Here is a 20,364-nt window from a genome sequence, read left to right on the forward strand (position 1 = left end):
CAGTCCGAAGGACAGCAGTGGAACTCATCGAGGCCATCCGGCGCCGTCGCACCACCAACGGGGCGTTCCTGCCCGACCCGGTGTCCGAGGAGCACCAGCGACTGCTGGTCGAACTCGCAGGTCGCGCGCCCTCGCAGCTGAACAGCCAGCCGTGGCGGTTCGTCCTGGTCGAGGAGCGCGAGACGATCGACCGGATCGCCGACATCAGCGGCCGGACGATGACGAAGACCATGTCCGAGGGGACGTTCTTCGAGCGGTACAAGCCGTACTTCCGGTTCTCGCAGGCGGAGATGGACGAGCGCCGCTCCGGCATGCTCTTCGACAAGCTCCCCGCGCCGCTGCGCCCGTTCACGAGCCAGGTGTTCACCAAGCGCGGGCAGTTCCTCATGAACGCGCTCCGGGTGCCGCAGACCCTCGGCGAGGAGAACCGGAAGCTCGTGGCCGGCTCGCCGCTGCTCCTCGGGGTGATGCTCGACCGGGACGAGTACCGGAAGGAGGCCCGCAACGCCTTCTACTCGGTGTTCAGCATGGGCGCTGCGATGGAGAACATCTGGCTCGCCACGACCGAGCTCGGTCTCGGCATCCAGTTCGTCTCGTTCCCGATGGAGATCGAGGAGTCGTGGAACGAGGTGGAGCAGCTGCTCGAGGTGCCACCGGAGCTCGAACTGATGGCCGTCTACCGGATCGGGTACACCCCGCCGGAGCGTCGCCGGCCGGCGATCGACTGGGTGTCGAACGAGCGGAAGCGGCCCTCGCAGTACGTGTTCCGCGGCACGTGTGCGACGCCGCAGGAGGGCTGGGACGACGTCTCGGCCGTCGGACACCTCGACCCCGAGGCGACGGACGGGGGCACGCGGTGACGGCGACCGTGCCTGCCGGTGGTGGTCCGGTCCTCCCGGGCGGGCCCGTCGAGCCGGTCTCGGCGACCGCGCCCGCGCTGCCGGGGCGCCCGTGGATCGAGCAGGCCTGGCGCGACGTCGTCTTCGTGCACTGGCGGGTGAACGTGTCCGCGGTCGCACCGCTCCTGCCGGCCGGGACCCGACCGGACACCATGGCTCCCGACGGCTCCGACGACGGGGCGACGACGTGGGTGGGGCTCATCGCGTTCAGCTTCGAGGACACCCGGTTCCCGCCGCTCGGACCGCTCGGCCGGACCGGCGGCCTCGGCGACTTCCTCGAGGTCAACGTCCGCGTCTACACAAGGGACGACACCGGACGGCGCGGCGTCGTGTTCCTGTCGCTCGACGCGGGGAAGCTGCTGCCCGCTGCCGCCGCCCGGGTCGTCACGGGGACGCCGTACCACTGGGCGCGGACCGGCCGACGGCAGGACGGCGACCGGACGGCGTACGCGGTGCACCGCCACGGGACGCACCTGCGGTCCCGTCTGGAGGTCGAGGTCGGCGATCCGATCGCCGAGCCGACCCCGCTCGAGTCGTTCCTCACCGCACGGTGGGGCATGCACGTCGGGCGGGCCGGTCGGACCGCGTGGTGGCCGAACGAGCACGACGCGTGGGTGCTGCACCGGGCGACGCTCCGCGGGCTGCGCGACGACCTGGTCCGCGCCGCCGGCCTGCCCGCCGCGCTCACCGAGCTCGAGCCGGACTCGGTGCTGTACTCCCCCGGCGTCGTGACGCGGTTCGCGGGGCCGCGCGCCTGACCGATCGCGAGCGCGTCGGCGGGCCGGGGATCGGGGGACACCGGCTGACACACGGGTCGCAGCGTCCGGTAGAAGGGACGCATGACACGAGTGGCTGTGGTGACCGGTGGATCGGCTGGACTGGGACGGGCCACGGTCCGGGAGCTCGCGGCACGCGGCTGGGACGTCGCCGTGCTCGCCCGTGGTGAGGACGGCGTGCGCGCGGCCGTCGCGGAGGTCGAGGCGGCCGGGCGGCGTGGACTCGCGCTCGTGGCCGACGTCGCCGACCGCCAGGCCGTCGAGGACGCCGCCGACCGCGTCGAGGCGGAGCTCGGTCCGATCGACCTCTGGGTGAACGGCGTCATGGTCGGGGTGTTCGGCAGGTTCCTCGACACCGCGCCGGAGGACTTCGAGCGCGCGACGCAGGTCGACTACCTCGGGTTCGTGAACGGCACGCGTGCGGCACTGACGCGCATGGTGCCGCGCGACTCCGGGCACGTCATCCAGGTCGGTTCGGCCCTGGGCTCGCGGGGCATCCCCCTGCAGGGCGCCTACTGCGGGTCGAAGCACGCGATCGTCGGGTTCACCGAGTCGGTCGTCTCCGAGCTGATCGAGCAGGGCAGCAAGGTGCAGATCAGCCGGGTGGACATGCCGGCCCTCAACACGATCCAGTTCGGGTGGGTGCAGTCCTCGCTCCCGCATCACGCACAGCCGGTCGCACCGATCTACCAGCCCGAGGTCGGTGCCCGCGCCATCGCGGTCACCGCCGAACGCCCCCGTCGTCGCACCTGGGTCGGGGAGTCCACGGTCTACACGATCCTGGCCAACCGGATCAGCGGACGCTTCGCGGACTGGTACGCGGCGAAGACGCTCGTCAGCGGGCAGCAGATCCCGGACAAGGACGGCGAGGAGATCGGCGTCAACCTGTACGAGCCGGTACCCGGTGACCACGGGGCGCACGGGGCCTTCGACGAGCAGTCGCACGACTGGTCACCGCAGACCTGGTGGGTCGAGCACCGCCGACTCGGCAACGGGATCCTCGGAGCGGCGCTCGGCGTCGCCGGGGTTGCCCTCGCCACCGCGGCAGGACGCCGCCGATGAGCCGCCGGACCAGCACCACCGGGGTGGACCGCGCCGCCGTCGTCGAGGTCCTCCGCGCCGGCATCGGTGTCGCGCACCTGCTCGGGGCACGGCGGGCGCTCGGACGCCCCGCGGTCCTCGGACGGGTCCTCGGCGTCCGGCAGCTCTCACAGTCGACGATCACGGGACGTGCCGGGACTCCGGAGGCCCACACGCTCGGCGCCGTCGTGGACGCCGTGCACGGGCTCACGATGGTCCCGCTCGCGCTGTTCGACCGGCAGTCCCGACGCTTCGCGGTCCGGCAGGTGTGGATCGCCACGCTGCTGACGGTGCTGGAGGTCGCCCTCGTGGGGACCGGGCGCCGCCGCTGATCGTCGGTACGTCGGCGCGACTGGTATACATCACACCCATGTGATGTTCATGGCCGCACGTCATCATCCAGGAGTCCGTACACCACTCCAGGAAGGTGCACCATGAACATCCGCCCAGTCCTCGTCGGCTCGGCTGCCGTGCTCGGCACGTGTCTGCTCGCCCCCGCGGTCCTCGCCGCCCCGGCGAACGCCGCTCCGCTCGCGCCGACCGTGCGCACCGCCGCTGCGGCCGCCGCGTCCTCCGTCGTCACCGAGGTCGTCCAGGAGCAGCACGCCTCCGGCGCGAAGCGATGGGTGCGCCTCGCCGTCAGCGTCTCCGCGCGGGCCACAGTCCTGCTCCGCGACGCCTCTGGCGATGCCCTCCAGGCCGAGTCGGCGACGCCGCAGCACGACGCCGTCTTCCGGCTCGAACCCACGGGAGCGGACACGGCCCGGTACACGATCGTCGCGAACGGCACGGAACGGCCCGTCGACGTGGACTTCCACGGTCTCGGTCTGAGTGCACCCGTCGACCAGACCGACGAGCGCGGCCTCGAGCGCCTCCGCCGGGCGATCGTCGCTGGCGACACCGAGCACGGGATCCGGTACCGCGCGGTGCCGGGAGCGGAGGTCGAGGTCTCCGCGAACGGTCGGACCGAGACCGCCGTGGCCGGCGCCGACGGCATCGCCACCGTCCACGTCCACTTCGTCCGCGGTGAGAACGAGGTCTCGGTGCGTCAGACCCTCGGGAACGCGTCCTCGGACGTGGACGTGGACCACTACCGCTTCGACGGCGACGAGGCCGGCGGTGGTGACGGCGGCGGCCACCCGGGACCCGGCGAGGGCTCCGGCGACGGCGGCGGGCACCCCGGCCCCGGTGAGGGCGACGGCGGCGGGCACCCCGGCCCCGGTGAGGGCGACGGCGGCGGGCACCCCGGCCCCGGTGAGGGCGACGGCGGCGACGACGGGTCGACCGTCCCGTCCGACGACGCGTTCTCCGTCGACGTCGACCGTGCCCACCCCCTGCAGCCCGTCGACGGGAAGGTGACCGTCAGTGGGACCGCCACCCGTGGTGAGGTGACCGTGACGGACACCGAGGGCGTGCCGCTGGGGACCGCGCCGGTGCAGGACGGGCGGTGGCGCGTCGACGTGCCCGCGACGGAGTCCGGCGTGCTCGTCCTGCGCTTCGACCTGCGACCGGAGCGCGGCGGCCCGGTCAGCGACAGTGTGCGGCAGGCCTTCGTCGTCGCGCCACAGCCGAGCACCCCCTTCACCTTCGAGCAGGCGGCGGAGTACCAGCGCCACGACGGGCTGGTGCACTTCGAGGGCACCGCGCCGGAGGGCCGCCTGGTCGCCTTCCGTCTGCGCGAGAAGATCGGTGAGACCCGCGCGTCCGGCGGTCGCTGGTCGGTCGACGTCCCGCTCGCTGCGGGGCACCACGGTGTGCGGTTCCTGTTCGTCCCGGACGGCTCCGGGTCCACGGAGGAGAAGACCGCGCTCGTGCACGTCGTCGACTGAGGACGGGGACGCCGACGCGACGGAGCCCCGCCGGCCAGGTGGTCGGCGGGGCTCCGTCGTGCGCGGGGGCCGGGGCTACTCGACCTCGGACGCCGGGTCCTCGGCCTCGACACCGGTCTCGTCGAGACGGTCACGGAGGTGGTCGGCCATCACGCCGGCGCCCTCGTCGCCGTGGTCGTGCTGGACCTGCTCCACGAGGCCGTGCAGCTTGTCGTCGTTCGTCGCGTCGTTCGCACCGTCCATGATCGGCTCGGTCTGGACGCCGTTGTCACGCTCTCCTGCAGTCATGGTCGCGACGTTACGCCGCTCCGGCAGTGCCCTCACGGGGATGCCCCAGGTCCACGCGGTCAGAGCCGGAGGCGGGCGAACTCCGGGTCGACGTCGCCGTGACGGTGGGCCGTGACGATGACCGTCTGCTCGCGGAGGTAGTGCGCCATCTCGACGACACCGGCCTCGACGACGGGCGCGTCGTGGATGGCGGTGTCGATGCCGGCGCCGAGCGCTTCCTCGACCGCGAGGGGGTCCCCGCCGAGCAGCCGGATCCGGGAGCCCGGCCCGGCGAACGCGGTGTGCGGCCGGGGTTCGAAGCCCTGGGACAGCACGATGTCGATCGCGTCCTGCGGTTCGTCGGTGCCACCTGACCAGTCCTCGCGGAAGAGGGCACCGGACGCCGCCCGGGCGAGGAACTCCTCGTTCGTCTCCACCAGGTGGTCGACCACGTCGAGCGGCGACCGACGTCCGACGAACAGCTGGGTCAGCGGGCCGGGCAGCGCGCGGGCGGTGCTGAGCAGGACGTGCGCACGGGCGGCGGTCGCGGCGGCGAGGGTCCGGACGAGTTCACCCGTCCCGACGCCCTCGGACTGCCGGACGACCACGGACTGCGGGCGGTACCGGAGCACGTTCCGCTCGACGCGGAGGTCGGCGGTGTCGCGGGACCGGCCGAACCGTGTCTGCCGGGCCTCCGCGTCGCTCGTCGCACCGGCTCGGACCAGGTCGAACTCCTCGAACGACAGCCCGCTGCGGGCGGCCTCGATGAGCGCGGTGACCCGCGGCGGCAGGCCGTGCAGCTGGATGCTCTTGTGGACCGTGCGCGGGACGGGTGCCCAGTGACCGAGCACGGCGACGGACTCCGGTCCCCCGCGTGCGGCACCCGCACCGACCGCGGCACGCCCCCATCCCCCGGCCGGCTGTCGTCCGACGACCGGGTCCGTGGTCGGCCGGTTCACCACGAGGGAACCAGCGGCCACGCGGTCCGTCCACGCCGCGACCTCGTCGACGTCGAGCGTGTGCAGGGCCTCCACCAGGCCGTGTTCGGCGCCGTTCTGGATCGCGATCGCCTCGTCGAGGGTCTCGACGTGCACCACACCGAGCACGGGGACGGCCGCGGCGGTCTGCGCGAAAGCGCTGCCGGGACGGACGCCGACGCGGACGCCCGGCGACCAGAGCCGACCGGACTCGTCGAGGACGGTGGGCTCGACGAGCCACGACTCCCCCGGCGCGAGTTCGGTCAGCGCGGCGCGGGCGGCGCCGGTCGGTTCGACGAGGAGCGGTCCCACCTGTGCGGCGGGGTCCGTCGGCCAGGCGACCCGGAGCGCGCGGGTGGCGTCGGCGAGCTGACGACGGAAACGGTCGTCCTCGCCGACGGACCCGACCAGGACGACGAGCGACACCGCGCGGGCCGCCTGGCCGGACTGACCGAACGCCGAGGCGACCACGTCGCGCACCGCCTGGTCGACGTCCGCCGCCGGGGTCACCACGGCCGCGTTGACCGCTCCGGTGTCCGCGATCAGCGGGAGGCCCGCCCGCCACCAGCGGAAGGACCGGGCGGTGTCGGAGGAGCCGGTGAGCAGCACCCGGTCGACCGCGGGGTGGGCGACGAGGTCACGGCCGAGTTCGTCGACGTCGAGGTCGACGAGCTGCAGGAGCGAGTGCGGGACCCCGGCGTCCCAGAGCACGTCGGCGAGCACGGCGCCGGACCGCTTGGCGAGGGGGGACGGCTTCAGCACGACACCGCTGCCGGCCGCGAGCGCCGAGAGCACCCCGTCGGCGGGCGTCGCGACCGGGGAGTTCCACGGCGGGACGACCACGGTCAGACGCGGTGGGACGAAGACGGCGCCGGCGACGTCGGTCAGGTGCCGGGCACGGTCGGCGGCGTGGTGCGCGGCGTCGACCGCTGCGCTGACCTGCCGGTCGGCGTCGGTGAGGGTCATCGCGGTCTCGGCGACCACGACCTCGACCAGGGCTGCGCGACGGACCTCGAGCTGGTGGGCGACGAGGTCGAGCAGCTCGGCACGGTCCTGGGGATCCTGCCGCCCCCAGTTCACGCCCGCCTGGGCGGTCCGGGCGATGGTCCGTTCGAGTCGCTGACGGTCGGTGACCCGGGCACCGCGGATCGTCGCGGTGCCGAGCTGCGACCGGGGCACCCGACGGAGCAGGTCGGCCGCCCACTCCCGGTTCGCGGCGACGGTGGGGTCGGTGTCCGCTGCGGGTGGGTGCACGACGGTGATCGCGGGAGGACCGAGGGGCGCACGGCGGTCCTGCATGCGGAGGGTCGTCGGCGCCGGGTCGTCGAGCGCGGCGACGGCGGTGGTGAAGCGCTCGCGTTCCCGTGCGGCCACGGCGTCATCCGTGCCGATCGAGAACGCCGTCGAGGTCGCACCCTCGCGGAGCCGTCGGGCGAGGTACGGGATCGCGGCGTCGAACTCGTCGGGCTGCACGACCGGGGTGCTGACGATGACGGTCCCGAGGTCGGCCCGGACGGCGTCGAGGGCGGTGCCCGCCGTCCCGAGGAGCACCTCGACCTCGAGTGCGTCGCCCACCCCGCGGCGGTCGGCGAGCACCCGCGCGGCGGCGATCGCGAACAGGTCGTGTCCGGCGAGCGTCACCCGGACCGCGTCGGTGTGCTCGGGCGTCAGCGCCGCGTCGAGCAGGCGGAGGAGGGCGGTGTCCGTCGCCTGGCGCGTCGCGTACGTGGCCAGGGGACGGTCGTGGACGAGCGCGTCGGCCAGGCCGGACGCACCGCGTGCACCGGCGACGAGCCGGACCCGGACCGGTGCCCCACCACGGTGGCGCCGCGCCGTCGCCCACTCGGTCAACGAGGCGAGCACCCCGGCGCTGTCGGGGAGGTCGGCCGGCAGGGTGATCCCGGCGGTGGTGTGGGCGAACTCGTCCATGTCGAGCAGCTCGCGGAAGACCGCCGCGGTCAGGTCGAGGTCGCGCGGGTCACCGGTCCGGAACGTGATCATGCTGTCGCCCGCGACGGCGGCGCGGACCACCGGGACGAGCCGTTCGACGGCCTGCTCGGTGGCGGTGTCGAGCGCCCACGGCGACGACGGCGGCAGGACCTCGGACACCGCGAAGGACACGGCCGGCACGTCGGGACGACCGAGCAGGTCGGTGATCCAGCGGAGGCGGCGAGCACTCTCGTCCGGGCCGAGCACGGCCGGGCCGAGCGGGACGACGTCGAGGCGGCTGCCGGTCCCGGCGACCTTGGCGAGCGCCGACCCGAGCCGCGCGGGTGGCGCGTCGACCACCAGGTGCCCGGCGAGTCGTCGCAGCACACGTCGCGCGGACGGGATGACGGCCCACGGTGCCATGGTCGCGAACCCGCCGCCGACCGTGACCGCTCCGCGGAGGTACCAGGCGAGGAAGTCGGGGACGTCCCGGCTGGCCTTCTCGAGGTTCCGCGCCGCGACCTTCGGGTCGTCAGGGCGGATCACCTTGTCGATGAACCCGCGGGCGAAGTCGAGACCGCGGTCGTCGCGCAGGACCTCGGCGAGTCGGGCCGCCCCGGCGTCGGGCCTCGCGCCCCGGGAGGCGTCCAGCCACCGCCCGACGAGGGCGAGCGCGTCGTCGGTGCAGTCCTGGAGGCGTGCGGGCGGCATGCTCTCGATCGTAGGCCGCTCCCCCGACGTCTCCTCGGAGGCCGCCGTGTGCCGCCCAGGAGTCAGCCGGACGGATGATCCTCGGCCCCGACCGCCGCCGCCGTGGATACGCTGGCCGGATGGTGGAGCACGGCGTCGACGGCCACGACTGGGCCACGTGGGACGCGTTCCACGACGTCTGGCGCGGGCTCGACCGGGCGCTGGACCTGGCCGTGCAGCGCGGTGCGGGCATCTCCGTGCCCGAGTTCGAGATCCTCATCGGGCTGCACCGCGACCCCGAGCACCGACTGCGGGTCCGCGACGTGGCCGCCGGCATCGGGTGGGAGAAGTCGCGCGTCAGCCACCAGGTCACGCGCATGGTCGCCAGGGGACTCGTCGAGCGCGCCGACTGCCCGTCGGACGGCCGCGGCAGCTGGGTGGTCATGACCCCGGACGGCCGCCGGGCCGTCCTCGCCGGCATCCGCGCACACACCGCCGCCCTCGAGCAGCTGTTCTGGAGGCCCGTGGCGGCGGATGCGGAGACCCTCCGGTCGGTCTCGCACCGCGTCCTCGACGCGCTCGGTCCGGTCGACACCGACACCGACACCGAGCGCGGCTCGGACCCGGGAGACACCTGACCGTGCCCGGGACGGGCGTGGGAGGATGCCTCCGATCGACCTCGTGGGGGAGCAGATGGACACCGACGGTTCGCCGTCCGCGCGCGCGGCACTCGTGGCGGCGTTGGACATCGTCGACGCGGCCCCGACCGAGCGCCTCGAACGCATCGTCCGCATCGCGCGCGACCTCTTCGCCGTGCCGATGTCGTACGTGAACCTGCTCGACGACGCGCTCCTGCACACGCTGACGCCGAACGTCCCGGGCGAGGCCACGACCGTGCCGCTCGAGTGGTCGTTCTGCCAGGTCACCGTGCAGCGGGCCGGGCCGACCGTCGTGCCCGACACCGCCGCCGACCCACGCACCGCCGACCTGCCGGGCGTCACGAGCCGGGGCATCCGCTTCTACGCCGGTGTCCCCCTCACCATGCCGGGCGACGTCGCCATCGGGACCCTGTGCTTGATGGACGTCGAGCCGCGGGAGTTCAGCCCCCAGGACGAAGCGGCCCTCATCGACCTCGGCCACTGGACCGAGCGAGCCCTGGCCATGGGCCTCCAGCACGATCGACTGCTCGAAGTCGTCGAAGCCCTCGCTCCGCAGCCCCTGGACGTGCCGGGCTACCGTCTCGCCGGCATCAGCGTGCCGTACGGCGACCTCAGCGGGGACGTACACGACTGGACCGCGGGCGACGACGCCGTGACGTTCACCCTCGCCGACATCATGGGCAAGGAGCAGCCCGCGGCACTGCTCGCCGCCGGGCTCCGCGCAGCACTCCGGCAGCACGAGGACCTCTTGCCCGTCGCAGCCGTCGCCGCGATCGAGCCGCGGATCAGCGAGGACCTCAGCCGCGCCTCGGCCTTCGCGACGCTGTTCCACGCGCGCCTGACGCCGAGCACCGGCCGTCTGGACTTCGTCGACGCCGGACACGGCCTCGTGCTGCACCTGCGATCCGACGGCACGTCGGAGATCCGCCGGTCGCGGGACCTCCCGCTCGGCCTGCACCCGGGCGGCATCCCCTTCCGGGCCGGAGCGCTCGTCCTCGAGCCCGGGGACACGCTCGTCGTCACGAGTGACGGTGCGCTCGACCTGGGCGACGGGACCATCGACACGCTGACCGACATCGGACGGACCCTGCGGCGCGCGCCGGACACCGCCGCGTTCCTCCAGACCGTGCGCCTCCGCGCCGCGGAGCACGCCGAGGACGACGTGACCGTGGCGGTGCTGGCGCGCGACGCCGACGGCTGAGCGCGAGCAGGGCGACGCGGACGGAAGGCGGTGTCGGTACCTGCCCACAGGTACCGACACCGTTGGCTCGTGCGCCTGACCCGAACAGGAACATCGAACTGCGGACGAGCCTGCCGGGTACCACCGACATCGGTGGTGTGCCGACGCGTCAGCGGGCTCCGCCTGCGAGCAGCACCGCGACCGACGCCGCCACCGCGTCGGCACCGGCGTGGTCGTCCGCCGTGATCGTCACGACCGCGCCCGCGGCCTCGTCGAACAGCTGCAGCTGCCCGTTCGCCCCGTGCATCCGCCACAGCCGGCCCGGGCCGTCCCACCCGGCGAGCGCGTACCGCTCGTACGCCGGGCTCCGACCGGCGGCGACCCAGTCACCGTGCATCGCCGCGACCCACTCCGGCGCGACGAGCTGCCGGTCCGCGACCCTGCCGCGGTCCCGGACGAGCCGGCCCAGGCGTGCGACCTCCGCCGTCCGGAGCAGGAGCCCGCCTCCGCCCGCGATGTGGCCGTTCGGGCAGCGCTCCCACTCCGCCTCGTCGATGCCGAGCGGGGTGAGCAGCCGGTCCTGCACGAAGCGGCCGACGTCGCCGACCCGGGCCTCGAGGACCCGCATGGCCGTGTAGGTGCTGGCGTTCGAGTACTGGAACACCCGCCCGCGGGAGGGTCGGCCGAGGAACTCGCGGGCCAGGTCCGGCCAGTCGGTCAGCAGCGTCGGCGACCACGGCAGGTCGACGCCGCTCGTCATGGTCAGCAGGTGGCGCAGGGTGACCGCGTCGGTACCCGCTCCGAAGTCCACGTCGGTTAGGGACGCCGACACCGGCGCGTCCGGGTCGATCGCCCCGTCAGCGACGGCGATGCCGGTCGCGAGGACGCAGACGCCCTTGGCGATGGACTGCACGTCCTCCCGCACGTCGGGCGTCCAGCGGTGTTCGGCGGCGTCGTCGCCCACGAGCACGTGCAGACCGTGCGCTCGGAAGCCGGTCCGGGCGACCTCGGCCACGACGGCGTCGCGAACGGTCTCGGCGCGTGTCATCCGGCCATCCTCGCGCCTCGGCGGCCGGGAGACGAGTTCGCGGGCAGCCGCCAGTAGTCTGTGCGCTCGGACAGTGTTCGGGAAGCGACGAGGAGACCACCACATGTCAGTCGGACTGCTCGCCGTCGTGGACGACATCCTCAGCGCGGCCCTCAAGGCCAGCGCGAAGACCGCGGGTGTCGTGATCGACGACGCCGCCGTCACCCCGCAGTACGTGCAGGGCCTCCAGCCGGCCCGGGAACTCCCGGTGGTCGGACGGATCGCCCTCGGCAGCCTGTTCAACAAGTTCGTCATCATCATCCCGCTGGCGCTCCTGCTGTCGGCGTTCGCGCCGTGGGTGCTGCCGTGGCTGCTCGTCATCGGCGGCACGTACCTGTGCTTCGAGGGCGCCGAGAAGGTCACCGAGTGGTTCGGCGTCCACCACGAGGCCAGCAGCGACACCACGGTCTCCGAACCGAAGCTCGTGTTCGGGGCCATCCGCACCGACCTCATCCTGAGCACCGAGATCATGCTCATCGGCCTGGCGAGCCTGGACCCGGACCTCGGCTTCTGGCCGACGCTCGGCGCCCTGGCGGTCATCGGTCTCGGCATGACCCTGATCGTCTACGGCGCCGTCGCGCTCCTGGTCAAGGTCGACGACATCGGCCTGCAGATGATGAAGAACCCGTCTCGCGGCACCCGGCGCACGGGCGCCCGCATCGTCAGCGCGATGCCCGCGGTCTTCCGGTTCATCAGCATCGTCGGGACCGTGGCGATGCTCTGGGTCGGTGGGCACCTGGTCATCGCCAACATGGCGGAGACGTTCTGGGCGGGGCCGTACGAGCTGCTGCACCACGTCGAGCACGCGGTCGAAGGCGCCGGACCCGTCATCACGTGGATCGTCGACACCGCGATCTCGGCCGTCGCGGGCCTCGTGCTCGGCATGGTCGTCGTCGGGATCGTGCTCGGGATCGGCCGGCTGCGGGGGCGCACGCACTGACGCTGCGCCGTCCGGATGCCGACGGATCATCCACGCAACGAGCCCGCACAGCGGTGGACGTGGGTGCCACGTCCGGACGGCGTTACGCTTCCGCCACCCCAACCCGCGTGGCCCCGTCTCCGCCCGGGTGACAGCGACGTCACCCGGATGTCGACGGGTGCTGCACATCTGCAAGGAAGCAGGTCCCGGTGAACCCCTTCGCCCCAGCGCCCCTCGGACGGGCCCGAACCAGCAGACGCGCCATCGGCGCGACGGTGGCCGTGAGCGCAGCGGTGCTCGGCGTCGTCGCCACGACGCAGACGGCCGTCGCCGCACCGCACAGCCACGCTCCGGCAGGCGACCTCGGCCCGAACGTGCTCGTCTTCTCCCCGGACATGCCGCAGGCGGACATCCAGGCGAAGGTCGACGCCGTCTACGACCAGCAGGTCGACAACGAGATGGGGACGTCCCGGTACGCGCTGCTGTTCGAGCCCGGCACCTACGGCTCGGCCATGAACCCGCTCGACATCCGCGTCGGGTACTACACGGAGGTCGACGGCCTCGGGCAGGACCCGAGCGGCGTCACCATCAACGGCGGGGTCACCGCGACGGGCCGCAACGGCAGCGGCTCACTCGACACGTTCTGGCGGTCGGTGTCGAACCTGACCGTCCACGTCGTGCCGACCGCTGACGCATGCCACACGGGGAGCGAGATGTGGGCGGTGTCGCAGGCCGCGCCGATGCGCCGGGTGGACGTGAAGGACCACACGACGTTCATGCCGTACTGCGAGGACCCGAACTACGCCAGCGGCGGGTTCGTCGCCGACTCGAAGCTCGAGGGCGGCGCGCTCAACGGGTCGCAGCAGCAGTTCTACGTGCGCAACACCGACCTCGGTGCCGGATGGTCGAACGGGGTCTGGAACCAGGTGTTCTCCGGCGACCTCAACGCCCCGGCACAGTCCTTCCCGGTGCCGCCGTACACGACACTGACGGCGACGCCGGTCTCCCGCGAGAAGCCGTACCTGTACGTCGACGGCCGCGGCGCCTACCGCGTGTTCGTGCCGCGCGCCGTGACCGACTCGGTCGGCCCGAGCTGGGCGAACGGGCACACGCCCGGCCGGTCGTTGCCCCTCAGCGACTTCTTCGTCGCACACCCCTCGGACTCGGTCGCGAAGATCAACGCCGCCCTCGCGAAGGGGAAGAACCTGCTCGTCACGCCGGGCGTCTACGACGTCGCGAAGAGCATCTCCGTGAAACGCGCCGACACCGTCGTGCTCGGACTCGGCCTGGCCACCCTCACCGCGCAGCACGGCGCGGTCCCGATGGTCGTCGGCGACGTGCGGGGCGTCGACATCGCCGGGCTCACCTTCGACGCCGGCACCGTCAACTCGCCGACGCTGCTCAGGATCGGCAGCGGCCACCACAAGGGCGACCGGCACCGGTCCACCGCCGGCAGCGCAGCCGACCCGACCGCCCTGCAGGACGTCTTCTTCCGCATCGGCGGCCCGCACGTCGGCAAGGCGACGACGAGCCTCGAGGTCAACAGCGACCACACGATCCTCGACGACATCTGGGCATGGCGGGCCGACCACGGGGTCGCCGGCTCGGTCGGCTGGACCGTCAACACCGCGGACACCGGGGTCGTCGTGAACGGCGACGACGTGACCGCGACCGGCCTCTTCGTCGAGCACTACCAGAAGTACAACGTGATCTGGAACGGGGAGCGCGGTCGCACCGTCTTCTTCCAGAACGAGCTGCCCTACGACGCACCGGACCAGGCGTCGTGGCGACACCAGAAGACCGATGGATGGGCGGCGTACAAGGTGTCCGACCACGTCCGGACGCACGAAGCATGGGGCCTCGGGAGCTACATCTTCACGAACGTGGACCCGACGCTCCACGCGACGCAGTCCTTCGAGGTCCCGGACCGACCGGGCGTGGTCATGCACGACCTCACGACGGTCGCGCTCAACGCGGATGCGGGGACGATCGACCACGTCATCAACGGCCGGGGTTCCGCCGCGACGGGAGCCGTGTCCGGGCAGCCACAGACCGTGACGCGCTACTCGAACGGGGCCGTCGAGTAGGGGCCGCACTGTCCGCCCCGGCGCCTCAGGGCGGAGCGGCGACCGTGCGGTCGCACGGACGGAACAGGCCGTCCCGCTGGGATGCGGGACGGCCTGTTTCGATCCGGTGCACCATCTCCGGAGTCGCACGTGTGACGTGCTGGTGCGCGCACCCGGCCGGAGCCGGGGCGCGGTGTCGCTCGACTAGTTCGAGCGGCCGTTGCCGTCGCGGCGGTCGTCGTCGTCGTGCTCCGGCTTGCGGACGCCGGCCTTCGCGATGCCACGGCTGAGGATGTATGCCATCGTCACGAGCGCGACGTAGAGCCAGGCCTGGTCGGCGCCGAAGCCGGTGTGGCCCTCGTCCGCGTTGTCGACGACGGCGGACGCGATGAGGATCGCGAGCGAGACGACGATCCACGCGTAGAACTCCGTGGTCTTCAGGGCGGACTTGGTCTCGTTCCAGGTGCGGCGCACGACGTTGTCGTGGCGCGCGGTGTTCCCTGTCGTGTTCGACATGGTGTCTCCTTCGTGTTCAGTGCCACCGGGCGTCCGGTGGCCGCGTGATCTCGACACTCCTCCAACCGCGCTGATTACTCACCCAGTTTCGTACTTCGCAGAATACGCACTCTGCTTGCTTCCGCCGCTGAGGAGGAGCAGCATCATCGAGAGCCGAAGGACGAGGTCCGATCTGATGCCGAACGAGGACACCGCACGCAACGCCCACCGTTCCGGAGCAGAGGAGCCCCGCAGCGCGGCGGGAGCGGCCGCCATCGAAGCCCTGCAGGCACTGAGTGACAGCGTGCACGACGCCGACGAGCAGGCCCTGCGGGCGTTGCAGATGCGTCCCGTCGACGCGGTGGCCCTGCTGCACCTGGTGGAGGCCGGGCGCACGGAGCGATTCCTCAGCCCTACGGAACTGGCGGCGAAACTCCGCCTGACCACGGCCGGCGTCACGAAGCTGGTGGACCGGTTGAGCGGCGCTGACCGGGTCGAGCGACGACCGAACCCGCGCGACCGTCGCAGTGTCGTGCTGGTGCCGACCGAGAGCGCGACCGCCGACCTCACCCGGGCGTACGGGCACATCCACACGCCGTTGATCACCGTCATCGACGAGCTCTCCGACGACGAGGCCGCCGTGGTCACCCGGTTCGCCTCCCGCTTCGCGGACGCGATCCGCCGGGCCGGCGAGCGCGACGACGCGAGATCCGACGGCTGAACCGCTCCGCCGGGTGTCGACTCGTGGGCGCCGCCCGCTGACGGCGCTGACCGACGCGGTCGGGGCCATCCCAGGAGTCGCGGGGACGCGGTCGGGCTGCTGCAGGCGTCGCGGAGACGCACTGCAGCAGCCCGGACCTCACCGTGTCACGCGTCGCCGCACAGCGGGAGGCCGACGAGTGGCCTCCCGCTGCTGGTCACGAGGAGTGACGACGGCGGCGGAGCGCGATCGTGGCCACTCCCGCCGTCAGCAGGAGCGCCGCTGCGATCAGCGCCGACCGGACGGACGCACCCGTGAAGGCCAGGGCCTGCCCGCCGGTCCCGCCGGTCCCGCTGGTCCCGCTGGTTCCGCTGGTACCGGCCGGGCTGGACCCGTCGGGCGAGAGCGCGCCGGGCGCTGCCTCGTTGCCGCCGCCCTGCCCGGGCGCGCCGTCGTCCTGACCGGCGTCCCCGCCTCCCGGAGCCCCGCCGCCGACCGGCGGATCGACCCGCTCGGTGGTGACGACGGCTGCCGAGACGTCGGCACCGAGTCCGGAACGGTCCGTGAAGTGGACGGCCGTGACGGACCGGTCGGCACCCGTGGTGCGCTGCTCGTTGAGGACGAGCGTGCCCGCGCCTCCCGGCACCGCGATCCGGGTGTCCGCTGCGACCGGACCGGCCGGGATCGTCGTGCCGGCGATCCGACCGCCGCCGGTGGTCACCGTGGTGGCCGTCCCGCTGACCGTGACCTGCACGTCGCGCAGCTCACCCGCAAGGCGGGTGCCGGGGAAGAGCACGACCCGGTCGAGTCGCACCGCACCGCGGTCCTGTGCGGACCGCACGGAGGCCCCGGTCACCCGGAGCTGCCCGGCACCACCGTCGCCCACCACGTCCGCGCGGGCCGTGACCGGACCACCGGAGGCAGCCGGTGCCGCGAGGGGTTGCGCGCCGACGTCACTGGCTCCCGTGCTCCGGAGCCCGTAGGCGTACCAACGTCCGGGTGCCGGGTCGTCGGTGCCGGGAGCCGGTGCGGGCGCCCCGTCGCCGTTGCCGTCGCCGTCGCCGGGGTCACCTCCGGCCGTCGGGGCGATGGTGACCTGGCCGAGTCGGACCTCCGGGTACGTGCCGGTCAGGTCCTCGTAGTGCAGGGCGGTGAGCGTGACGGTGCCGTCGGCGTTCTCGACCCGCTCCCCGACGTGCACGCGGACCCGCTCGTCCCCGTCCCCGTCGAGGCCGGTGTACAGATCGGTGGCGGTGTTGATCCAGACGCCGTTGACGAACACGGCGTTCGCCTCGTCGTCGAACGTGACGTCCATCGTGCCGTCCGCCGTGACCTCGGCGTGCAGCCCGTTCACCTTGAGGGCGGGCCACCGGTACTCGGCGACGGGGTCGTCGCCCTCGCCCGGGACCTGTTCGTAGTGTCCGACCGAGAGGGTGGCGGTGTCGCCCCCCGCCCCGATCGCCGCCGTCACGTCCGTGGCCCGGGCGGGGTAGCCGTCCACGGCTCCGATCCGCTCAGCCGACCGTCGGTCGCCGGCTGCGGTCACCCGCGGTTGCGGGCTGACCAGGGTGCTGCCGTCCGCGGCCGTGACACCGACGCCCCACGCCTCGGTGACCCGCGGGTCGGGAGCGGGACTCGCGGCGGGTGCCGGGAGGGTGACGATCCCGAGTGCGACCTCCGGGTGGGTGCCGGTGAGGTCCGTGTAGCGCAGGGCGGTGAGGGTCGTGCTGCCGTCGGGGTCGACGACGCGCTCCCCGAAGCGCACCTGCACCCGCTCCTCCCCCTCGGCGTCGACCCCGGTGTACAGGTCGGTGGCGGTGTTGATCCAGACGCCGTTGACGAAGACCGCGCTCGACTCGTCGTCGAACCCGACCGTCATCGTGCCCTCGGGCGTGACGTGTGCGTGCAGGCCGTACACGCGCAGCGCCGGCCAGCGGTACGCGGCGACGGGGTCGGTCGCGGCGTCGGGGACCTGCTCGAACGAGTCGATGCCGATGTCCGAGGTGCCCTCGGCCGTCGTCGTGACGGTGACACCGCGGCCTGTGGACGGGGATCCGTCGGCCGCTGCGACCCGCTCCGCGGTGCGGGTACCGGTCCCGGTCAGTGCCGGCTGGCCGTCGACGAGGACGGTGCCGTCCGCGGCGGTGACGCTGACCCCGGAGACAGACCGGGCACGTGCCGCGTCGTCCGGGTCAGCGGCCGGCGGAGCGCTCGGTTCCGGTGACGGGGCGGGTGTCGGAGCAGGCGCCGGTTCCGGTGACGGGGCAGGTGTCGGCGTCGGCGTCGGCGTCGGCCAGCTGGTCGCCGGTGCGCAGGACACGAAGCCGGCCCGGACGCGCGAGATCTCGGAGGCACCCGAGTCGCCGTCGATCCGCAGACCGACGGTCGTCGCCGTCCCGTCCGCGCTGGTCGTGGTCGTCCCCACCAGGACCCGCGTCGGGCCGTACCGGGAGTCCGGCAGGTCGGTGCTCCACCCGGGTCGGGCGGTCGCCTCCGCGGTGACGTCGGTGCCACCGATCGACAGGCTGCCGAGGGTGACGACCGGATCGGCACCCGGGGTGCAGGCGACCCGGAGGTCCCGGAAGGTCACCGCCGGGCGGTCACGGAGCGTGAACGTCCCCGACTCGATCGTCGACACGGCGCCGTCCGGTCCTGCCGTCGTCCGCAGCCCGGTCGTCTGGGTCGTGTTGAGCTTCAGGACGTCCGTCGTCCCGTCGGCACGGGCCTCCACGGCTTCGCCGGAACGCCACTCGACGGCGGGCGTCGGACGGGTGAGCGTGCCGCCGTCGATGTCGACGACCTCGACACCGGACGCCTTCGCGAACGGTGCCCCGTCGGCGGCGAGCGCCGGGGCGGCGAGCGCCGGGGTGGCGATCCCGAGTCCGAGGAGCATCGTCGCGGCGAGCGCGACGGCGGCCTTCGTGCTGGTCCTGCTGCTGGTGCTGGTGCGTGCGGTCATCGGTCACTCTCCTTGCCGAAGCCCTCGATGAAGGCGCGTCCGTCGGGCACACCGACGCCGGTCACGTCGTCCCAGCCGGGGGCGGACTGCAGGCTCTGCGGCTTCGTGTCCCAGACGAAGACGGTCTCCGGCCAGAGGGCTCCGGCGTCGGGGCCCTTCGGTGACCAGGTGGCCGCCGACGCGGGCGTGACGTCACGGATCGCGTCGGTGCCGAGCAGGTCGTACAGCGCCGGGGTGGCGAGCCCGACCTCGACTCCGGTCGCGGCCTTCGCGAGCGCGACCATCGAGGCGACCATCGGCGTCGCGAGGCTCGTCCCGCCGTGTGTGGCGTACTCGACGCGGCCGTTGTGCGGGCCGTGGACGACGAACCCGGTGTTCGGGTCGCCGATCGAGGCGACGTCCGGGACGAGGCGCCCCGTCCCCGGCTCGTCGAGCAGCTGACGCTGCCACGTCGGACGGTCGTACACGTCGGACTCCCCACCGCCGGCGCCGTACGCGAAGCCGGGCGGGATCAGGGCACCGTTGCGGGCGAACCGGGTCTCGGTCTCCCACCCGGCCTCGACCGCGACGGACCCGTCGGCGGCCAGACCGGTGCTCGTCGCGCCGACGGCGGTGATGTACGGGCTCGAGGCCGGGGACGTCACGTCGGCACCTTCGTCGTGGTCGCCGAAGTCGCTGTGGTCGCCGTCGTTGCCCGAGGACGCGAAGACGGAGATGCCCCGTGACGCCGCCTCGACGAGCACCCGGTTCAGGAGCGCACGGTCGTCCGCGGTGTCGAGGTCCTCGGTCGACCCGAAGGACAGGCTGATGACGTCGGCCTGGTCGTCCTCGACGACGTCGAGGATCCGTGTGAACAGCGCTGTGGTGCTGCAGTCGTCGGCACCCCAGTAGGCGACGGAGGCATCGGGCGCCATCGCGTGGACCGCCTGCACGTCCAGGTGCTGCTCCTCGGTCCAGCTCTGCGGGCCGCCGCACCGGTCGACGTCGGGCGAGGCCGGTGCGTGGTGCTGGTACTGCCCGGTGCGGAACGGCTGGGCGCCGGCCGCGCGGAAGTACGTGTTCGTGTTCGCTTCCACGTCCGGGTCGTCGTACGCGGCGACGATCGCGATCCGTGCACCCTCGCCGGTGTACTCCGCCGGGACGTGGTGGATCGCGCGGAGCTGCTGCGGCTGGTACCCGCACAGGGCGTTCGAGCGGTGGGTGACGTCCACCGAGGCGGGCCACGCATCGGTCACCCGCTCACTCCAGTAGGCGGCGCACTGGCCGTCGTCCGCCAGGACCGGAGGCCGGGCGTCCGTCTCGCCCGGACCGGGAGTCGGATCGTCGGTCGGACCGGCGACGGTCGGTCGCATCCCGTCGGCGTCGACGACACCGGCCACGCCGACGACGGCGTCGAGCGCACGCGGCACCGAGAGGGCACGGTCCGGTGCGACCGCGGTCGCGCCGGCGGTGGTCCACGAGGCGAAGGACGTCCCGAACGCGTCGCCGACGCGGTCGGCCGGACCGGAGACCGGCAGGACCGCGACCGACTCGCGCAGGTCGTCGACCTGGAGGCCCGCCCCGCGCAGCCACGCGGCCACGTCCGGCGCGGCGTCGGTGCGCGCGGGATCGAGGAGGACTGAGAAGTCCAGGGTGTCGGTGGTCACCGGGGCACCACGCTCGGCGTGGGCGACCCAGGTCGGGACGGAGTCGGAGAGGGTGCGCGTGTCCGCGGCTGGTGGTGCGGGGCGCGCGAGGAGCGCGCCGGGGACGAGCACGGCGAGCGCGAGCGCACCGATGACGAGACGGGTCTGCATGGGGGTCCTGGTCAGGTGGGAGACGGGAGCGCAGCGCGGCGCGCTGCTCCCGGAAC

The 20,364-nt window shown here is 73.2% G+C and carries 16 protein-coding genes; 10 read left to right on the top strand and 6 right to left on the bottom strand.

Annotated features, from left to right (window positions below):
• Nucleotides 1-17 precede the first annotated feature (17 nt).
• From DEI95_RS05655 to DEI95_RS05675, 5 genes are all read left to right on the top strand, one after another.
• Nucleotides 18-860 carry a nitroreductase family protein gene (locus DEI95_RS05655; protein WP_110889500.1) on the top strand — a complete coding sequence of 281 codons (843 nt, stop codon included), beginning with the start codon at nt 18-20 and terminating at the stop codon, nt 858-860.
• The gene (locus DEI95_RS05660) at nt 857-1,657 is read left to right on the top strand and encodes a YqjF family protein (RefSeq protein ID WP_258367482.1); all 801 of its coding nucleotides are present in this window, start codon (nt 857-859) and stop codon (nt 1,655-1,657) included. Before DEI95_RS05655 ends, DEI95_RS05660 begins: the two co-directional genes overlap by 4 nt.
• 81 nt (nt 1,658-1,738) lie before the next feature.
• Nucleotides 1,739-2,737: an SDR family oxidoreductase gene (locus DEI95_RS05665; protein WP_111059647.1), complete on the top strand. Its 999-nt coding sequence runs from the start codon at nt 1,739-1,741 to the stop codon at nt 2,735-2,737.
• Nucleotides 2,734-3,087 (top strand): hypothetical protein, encoded by a 354-nt coding sequence (locus tag DEI95_RS05670; protein WP_111059648.1) that lies wholly within the window; start codon nt 2,734-2,736, stop codon nt 3,085-3,087. Before DEI95_RS05665 ends, DEI95_RS05670 begins: the two co-directional genes overlap by 4 nt.
• A gap of 102 nt (nt 3,088-3,189) precedes the next feature.
• Nucleotides 3,190-4,584: a hypothetical protein gene (locus tag DEI95_RS05675; RefSeq protein ID WP_111059649.1), complete on the top strand. Its 1,395-nt coding sequence runs from the start codon at nt 3,190-3,192 to the stop codon at nt 4,582-4,584.
• A gap of 75 nt (nt 4,585-4,659) precedes the next feature.
• Here the strand turns inward: DEI95_RS05675 and DEI95_RS05680 are convergent, their stop codons facing one another.
• Together DEI95_RS05680 and DEI95_RS05685 are read right to left on the bottom strand one after the other, a co-directional pair.
• A complete protein-coding gene (locus DEI95_RS05680) occupies nt 4,660-4,872 on the bottom strand; it encodes a hypothetical protein (protein ID WP_110825686.1) in 213 nt (70 codons plus the stop codon).
• Between the two features lie 59 nt (nt 4,873-4,931).
• Nucleotides 4,932-8,468 (bottom strand): proline dehydrogenase family protein, encoded by a 3,537-nt coding sequence (locus DEI95_RS05685; protein WP_111059650.1) that lies wholly within the window; start codon nt 8,466-8,468, stop codon nt 4,932-4,934.
• A gap of 119 nt (nt 8,469-8,587) precedes the next feature.
• Between DEI95_RS05685 and DEI95_RS05690 the strand changes: the two genes are divergently transcribed.
• Together DEI95_RS05690 and DEI95_RS05695 are read left to right on the top strand one after the other, a co-directional pair.
• A complete protein-coding gene (locus DEI95_RS05690; protein WP_181436207.1) occupies nt 8,588-9,085 on the top strand; it encodes a MarR family winged helix-turn-helix transcriptional regulator in 498 nt (165 codons plus the stop codon).
• 25 nt (nt 9,086-9,110) lie between these two features.
• Nucleotides 9,111-10,307, top strand: a complete 1,197-nt coding sequence (locus DEI95_RS05695) for a PP2C family protein-serine/threonine phosphatase (protein WP_181436208.1) — start codon at nt 9,111-9,113, stop codon at nt 10,305-10,307.
• A gap of 148 nt (nt 10,308-10,455) precedes the next feature.
• Here DEI95_RS05695 and DEI95_RS05700 read toward each other — a convergent pair whose 3' ends face one another.
• Complete coding sequence (locus tag DEI95_RS05700) at nt 10,456-11,334, bottom strand: serine hydrolase (protein ID WP_111059653.1); 879 nt, start codon at nt 11,332-11,334, stop codon at nt 10,456-10,458.
• 103 nt (nt 11,335-11,437) lie between these two features.
• Here DEI95_RS05700 and DEI95_RS05705 point away from each other — a divergent pair, with 103 nt between their 5' ends.
• Together DEI95_RS05705 and DEI95_RS05710 are read left to right on the top strand one after the other, a co-directional pair.
• A complete protein-coding gene (locus DEI95_RS05705) occupies nt 11,438-12,313 on the top strand; it encodes a DUF808 domain-containing protein (RefSeq protein WP_111059654.1) in 876 nt (291 codons plus the stop codon).
• A gap of 260 nt (nt 12,314-12,573) precedes the next feature.
• Nucleotides 12,574-14,379, top strand: coding sequence for an adenylyl cyclase (locus tag DEI95_RS05710; RefSeq protein WP_258367484.1), 1,806 nt, complete (start codon nt 12,574-12,576; stop codon nt 14,377-14,379).
• A 183-nt stretch (nt 14,380-14,562) separates the two neighbouring features.
• Here DEI95_RS05710 and DEI95_RS05715 read toward each other — a convergent pair whose 3' ends face one another.
• Nucleotides 14,563-14,874, bottom strand: a complete 312-nt coding sequence (locus tag DEI95_RS05715; RefSeq protein WP_110858041.1) for a hypothetical protein — start codon at nt 14,872-14,874, stop codon at nt 14,563-14,565.
• Nucleotides 14,875-15,049: 175 nt separating this feature from the next.
• Between DEI95_RS05715 and DEI95_RS05720 the strand changes: the two genes are divergently transcribed.
• Nucleotides 15,050-15,574 carry a MarR family winged helix-turn-helix transcriptional regulator gene (locus DEI95_RS05720; protein ID WP_181436209.1) on the top strand — a complete coding sequence of 175 codons (525 nt, stop codon included), beginning with the start codon at nt 15,050-15,052 and terminating at the stop codon, nt 15,572-15,574.
• A 196-nt stretch (nt 15,575-15,770) separates the two neighbouring features.
• Here the strand turns inward: DEI95_RS05720 and DEI95_RS05725 are convergent, their stop codons facing one another.
• Together DEI95_RS05725 and DEI95_RS05730 are read right to left on the bottom strand one after the other, a co-directional pair.
• Entirely contained in the window at nt 15,771-18,512 is a 2,742-nt protein-coding gene (locus tag DEI95_RS05725) for a hypothetical protein (RefSeq protein WP_111059657.1), read from the bottom strand.
• Nucleotides 18,509-20,308, bottom strand: coding sequence for a S8 family serine peptidase (locus tag DEI95_RS05730; RefSeq protein ID WP_111059658.1), 1,800 nt, complete (start codon nt 20,306-20,308; stop codon nt 18,509-18,511). Before DEI95_RS05730 ends, DEI95_RS05725 begins: the two co-directional genes overlap by 4 nt.
• Between the last annotated feature and the right edge of the window lie 56 nt (nt 20,309-20,364).

The organism is Curtobacterium sp. MCBD17_008 (genome assembly GCF_003234475.1).
GTDB lineage: Bacteria > Actinomycetota > Actinomycetes > Actinomycetales > Microbacteriaceae > Curtobacterium.

What these genes read in the sequence shown, in the direction of transcription:
- DEI95_RS05665 (WP_111059647.1), top strand. Translation starts at nt 1,739, where the DNA reads ATGACACGAGTGGCTGTGGTGACCGGTGGATCGGCTGGACTGGGACGG.
- DEI95_RS05670 (WP_111059648.1), top strand. Translation starts at nt 2,734, where the DNA reads ATGAGCCGCCGGACCAGCACCACCGGGGTGGACCGCGCCGCCGTCGTC.
- DEI95_RS05675 (WP_111059649.1), top strand. Translation starts at nt 3,190, where the DNA reads ATGAACATCCGCCCAGTCCTCGTCGGCTCGGCTGCCGTGCTCGGCACG.
- DEI95_RS05680 (WP_110825686.1), bottom strand. Translation starts at nt 4,872, where the DNA reads ATGACTGCAGGAGAGCGTGACAACGGCGTCCAGACCGAGCCGATCATG.
- DEI95_RS05685 (WP_111059650.1), bottom strand. Translation starts at nt 8,468, where the DNA reads ATGCCGCCCGCACGCCTCCAGGACTGCACCGACGACGCGCTCGCCCTC.
- DEI95_RS05690 (WP_181436207.1), top strand. Translation starts at nt 8,588, where the DNA reads ATGGTGGAGCACGGCGTCGACGGCCACGACTGGGCCACGTGGGACGCG.
- DEI95_RS05695 (WP_181436208.1), top strand. Translation starts at nt 9,111, where the DNA reads ATGCCTCCGATCGACCTCGTGGGGGAGCAGATGGACACCGACGGTTCG.
- DEI95_RS05700 (WP_111059653.1), bottom strand. Translation starts at nt 11,334, where the DNA reads ATGACACGCGCCGAGACCGTTCGCGACGCCGTCGTGGCCGAGGTCGCC.
- DEI95_RS05705 (WP_111059654.1), top strand. Translation starts at nt 11,438, where the DNA reads ATGTCAGTCGGACTGCTCGCCGTCGTGGACGACATCCTCAGCGCGGCC.
- DEI95_RS05715 (WP_110858041.1), bottom strand. Translation starts at nt 14,874, where the DNA reads ATGTCGAACACGACAGGGAACACCGCGCGCCACGACAACGTCGTGCGC.
- DEI95_RS05720 (WP_181436209.1), top strand. Translation starts at nt 15,050, where the DNA reads ATGCCGAACGAGGACACCGCACGCAACGCCCACCGTTCCGGAGCAGAG.
- DEI95_RS05725 (WP_111059657.1), bottom strand. Translation starts at nt 18,512, where the DNA reads ATGACCGCACGCACCAGCACCAGCAGCAGGACCAGCACGAAGGCCGCC.
- DEI95_RS05730 (WP_111059658.1), bottom strand. Translation starts at nt 20,308, where the DNA reads ATGCAGACCCGTCTCGTCATCGGTGCGCTCGCGCTCGCCGTGCTCGTC.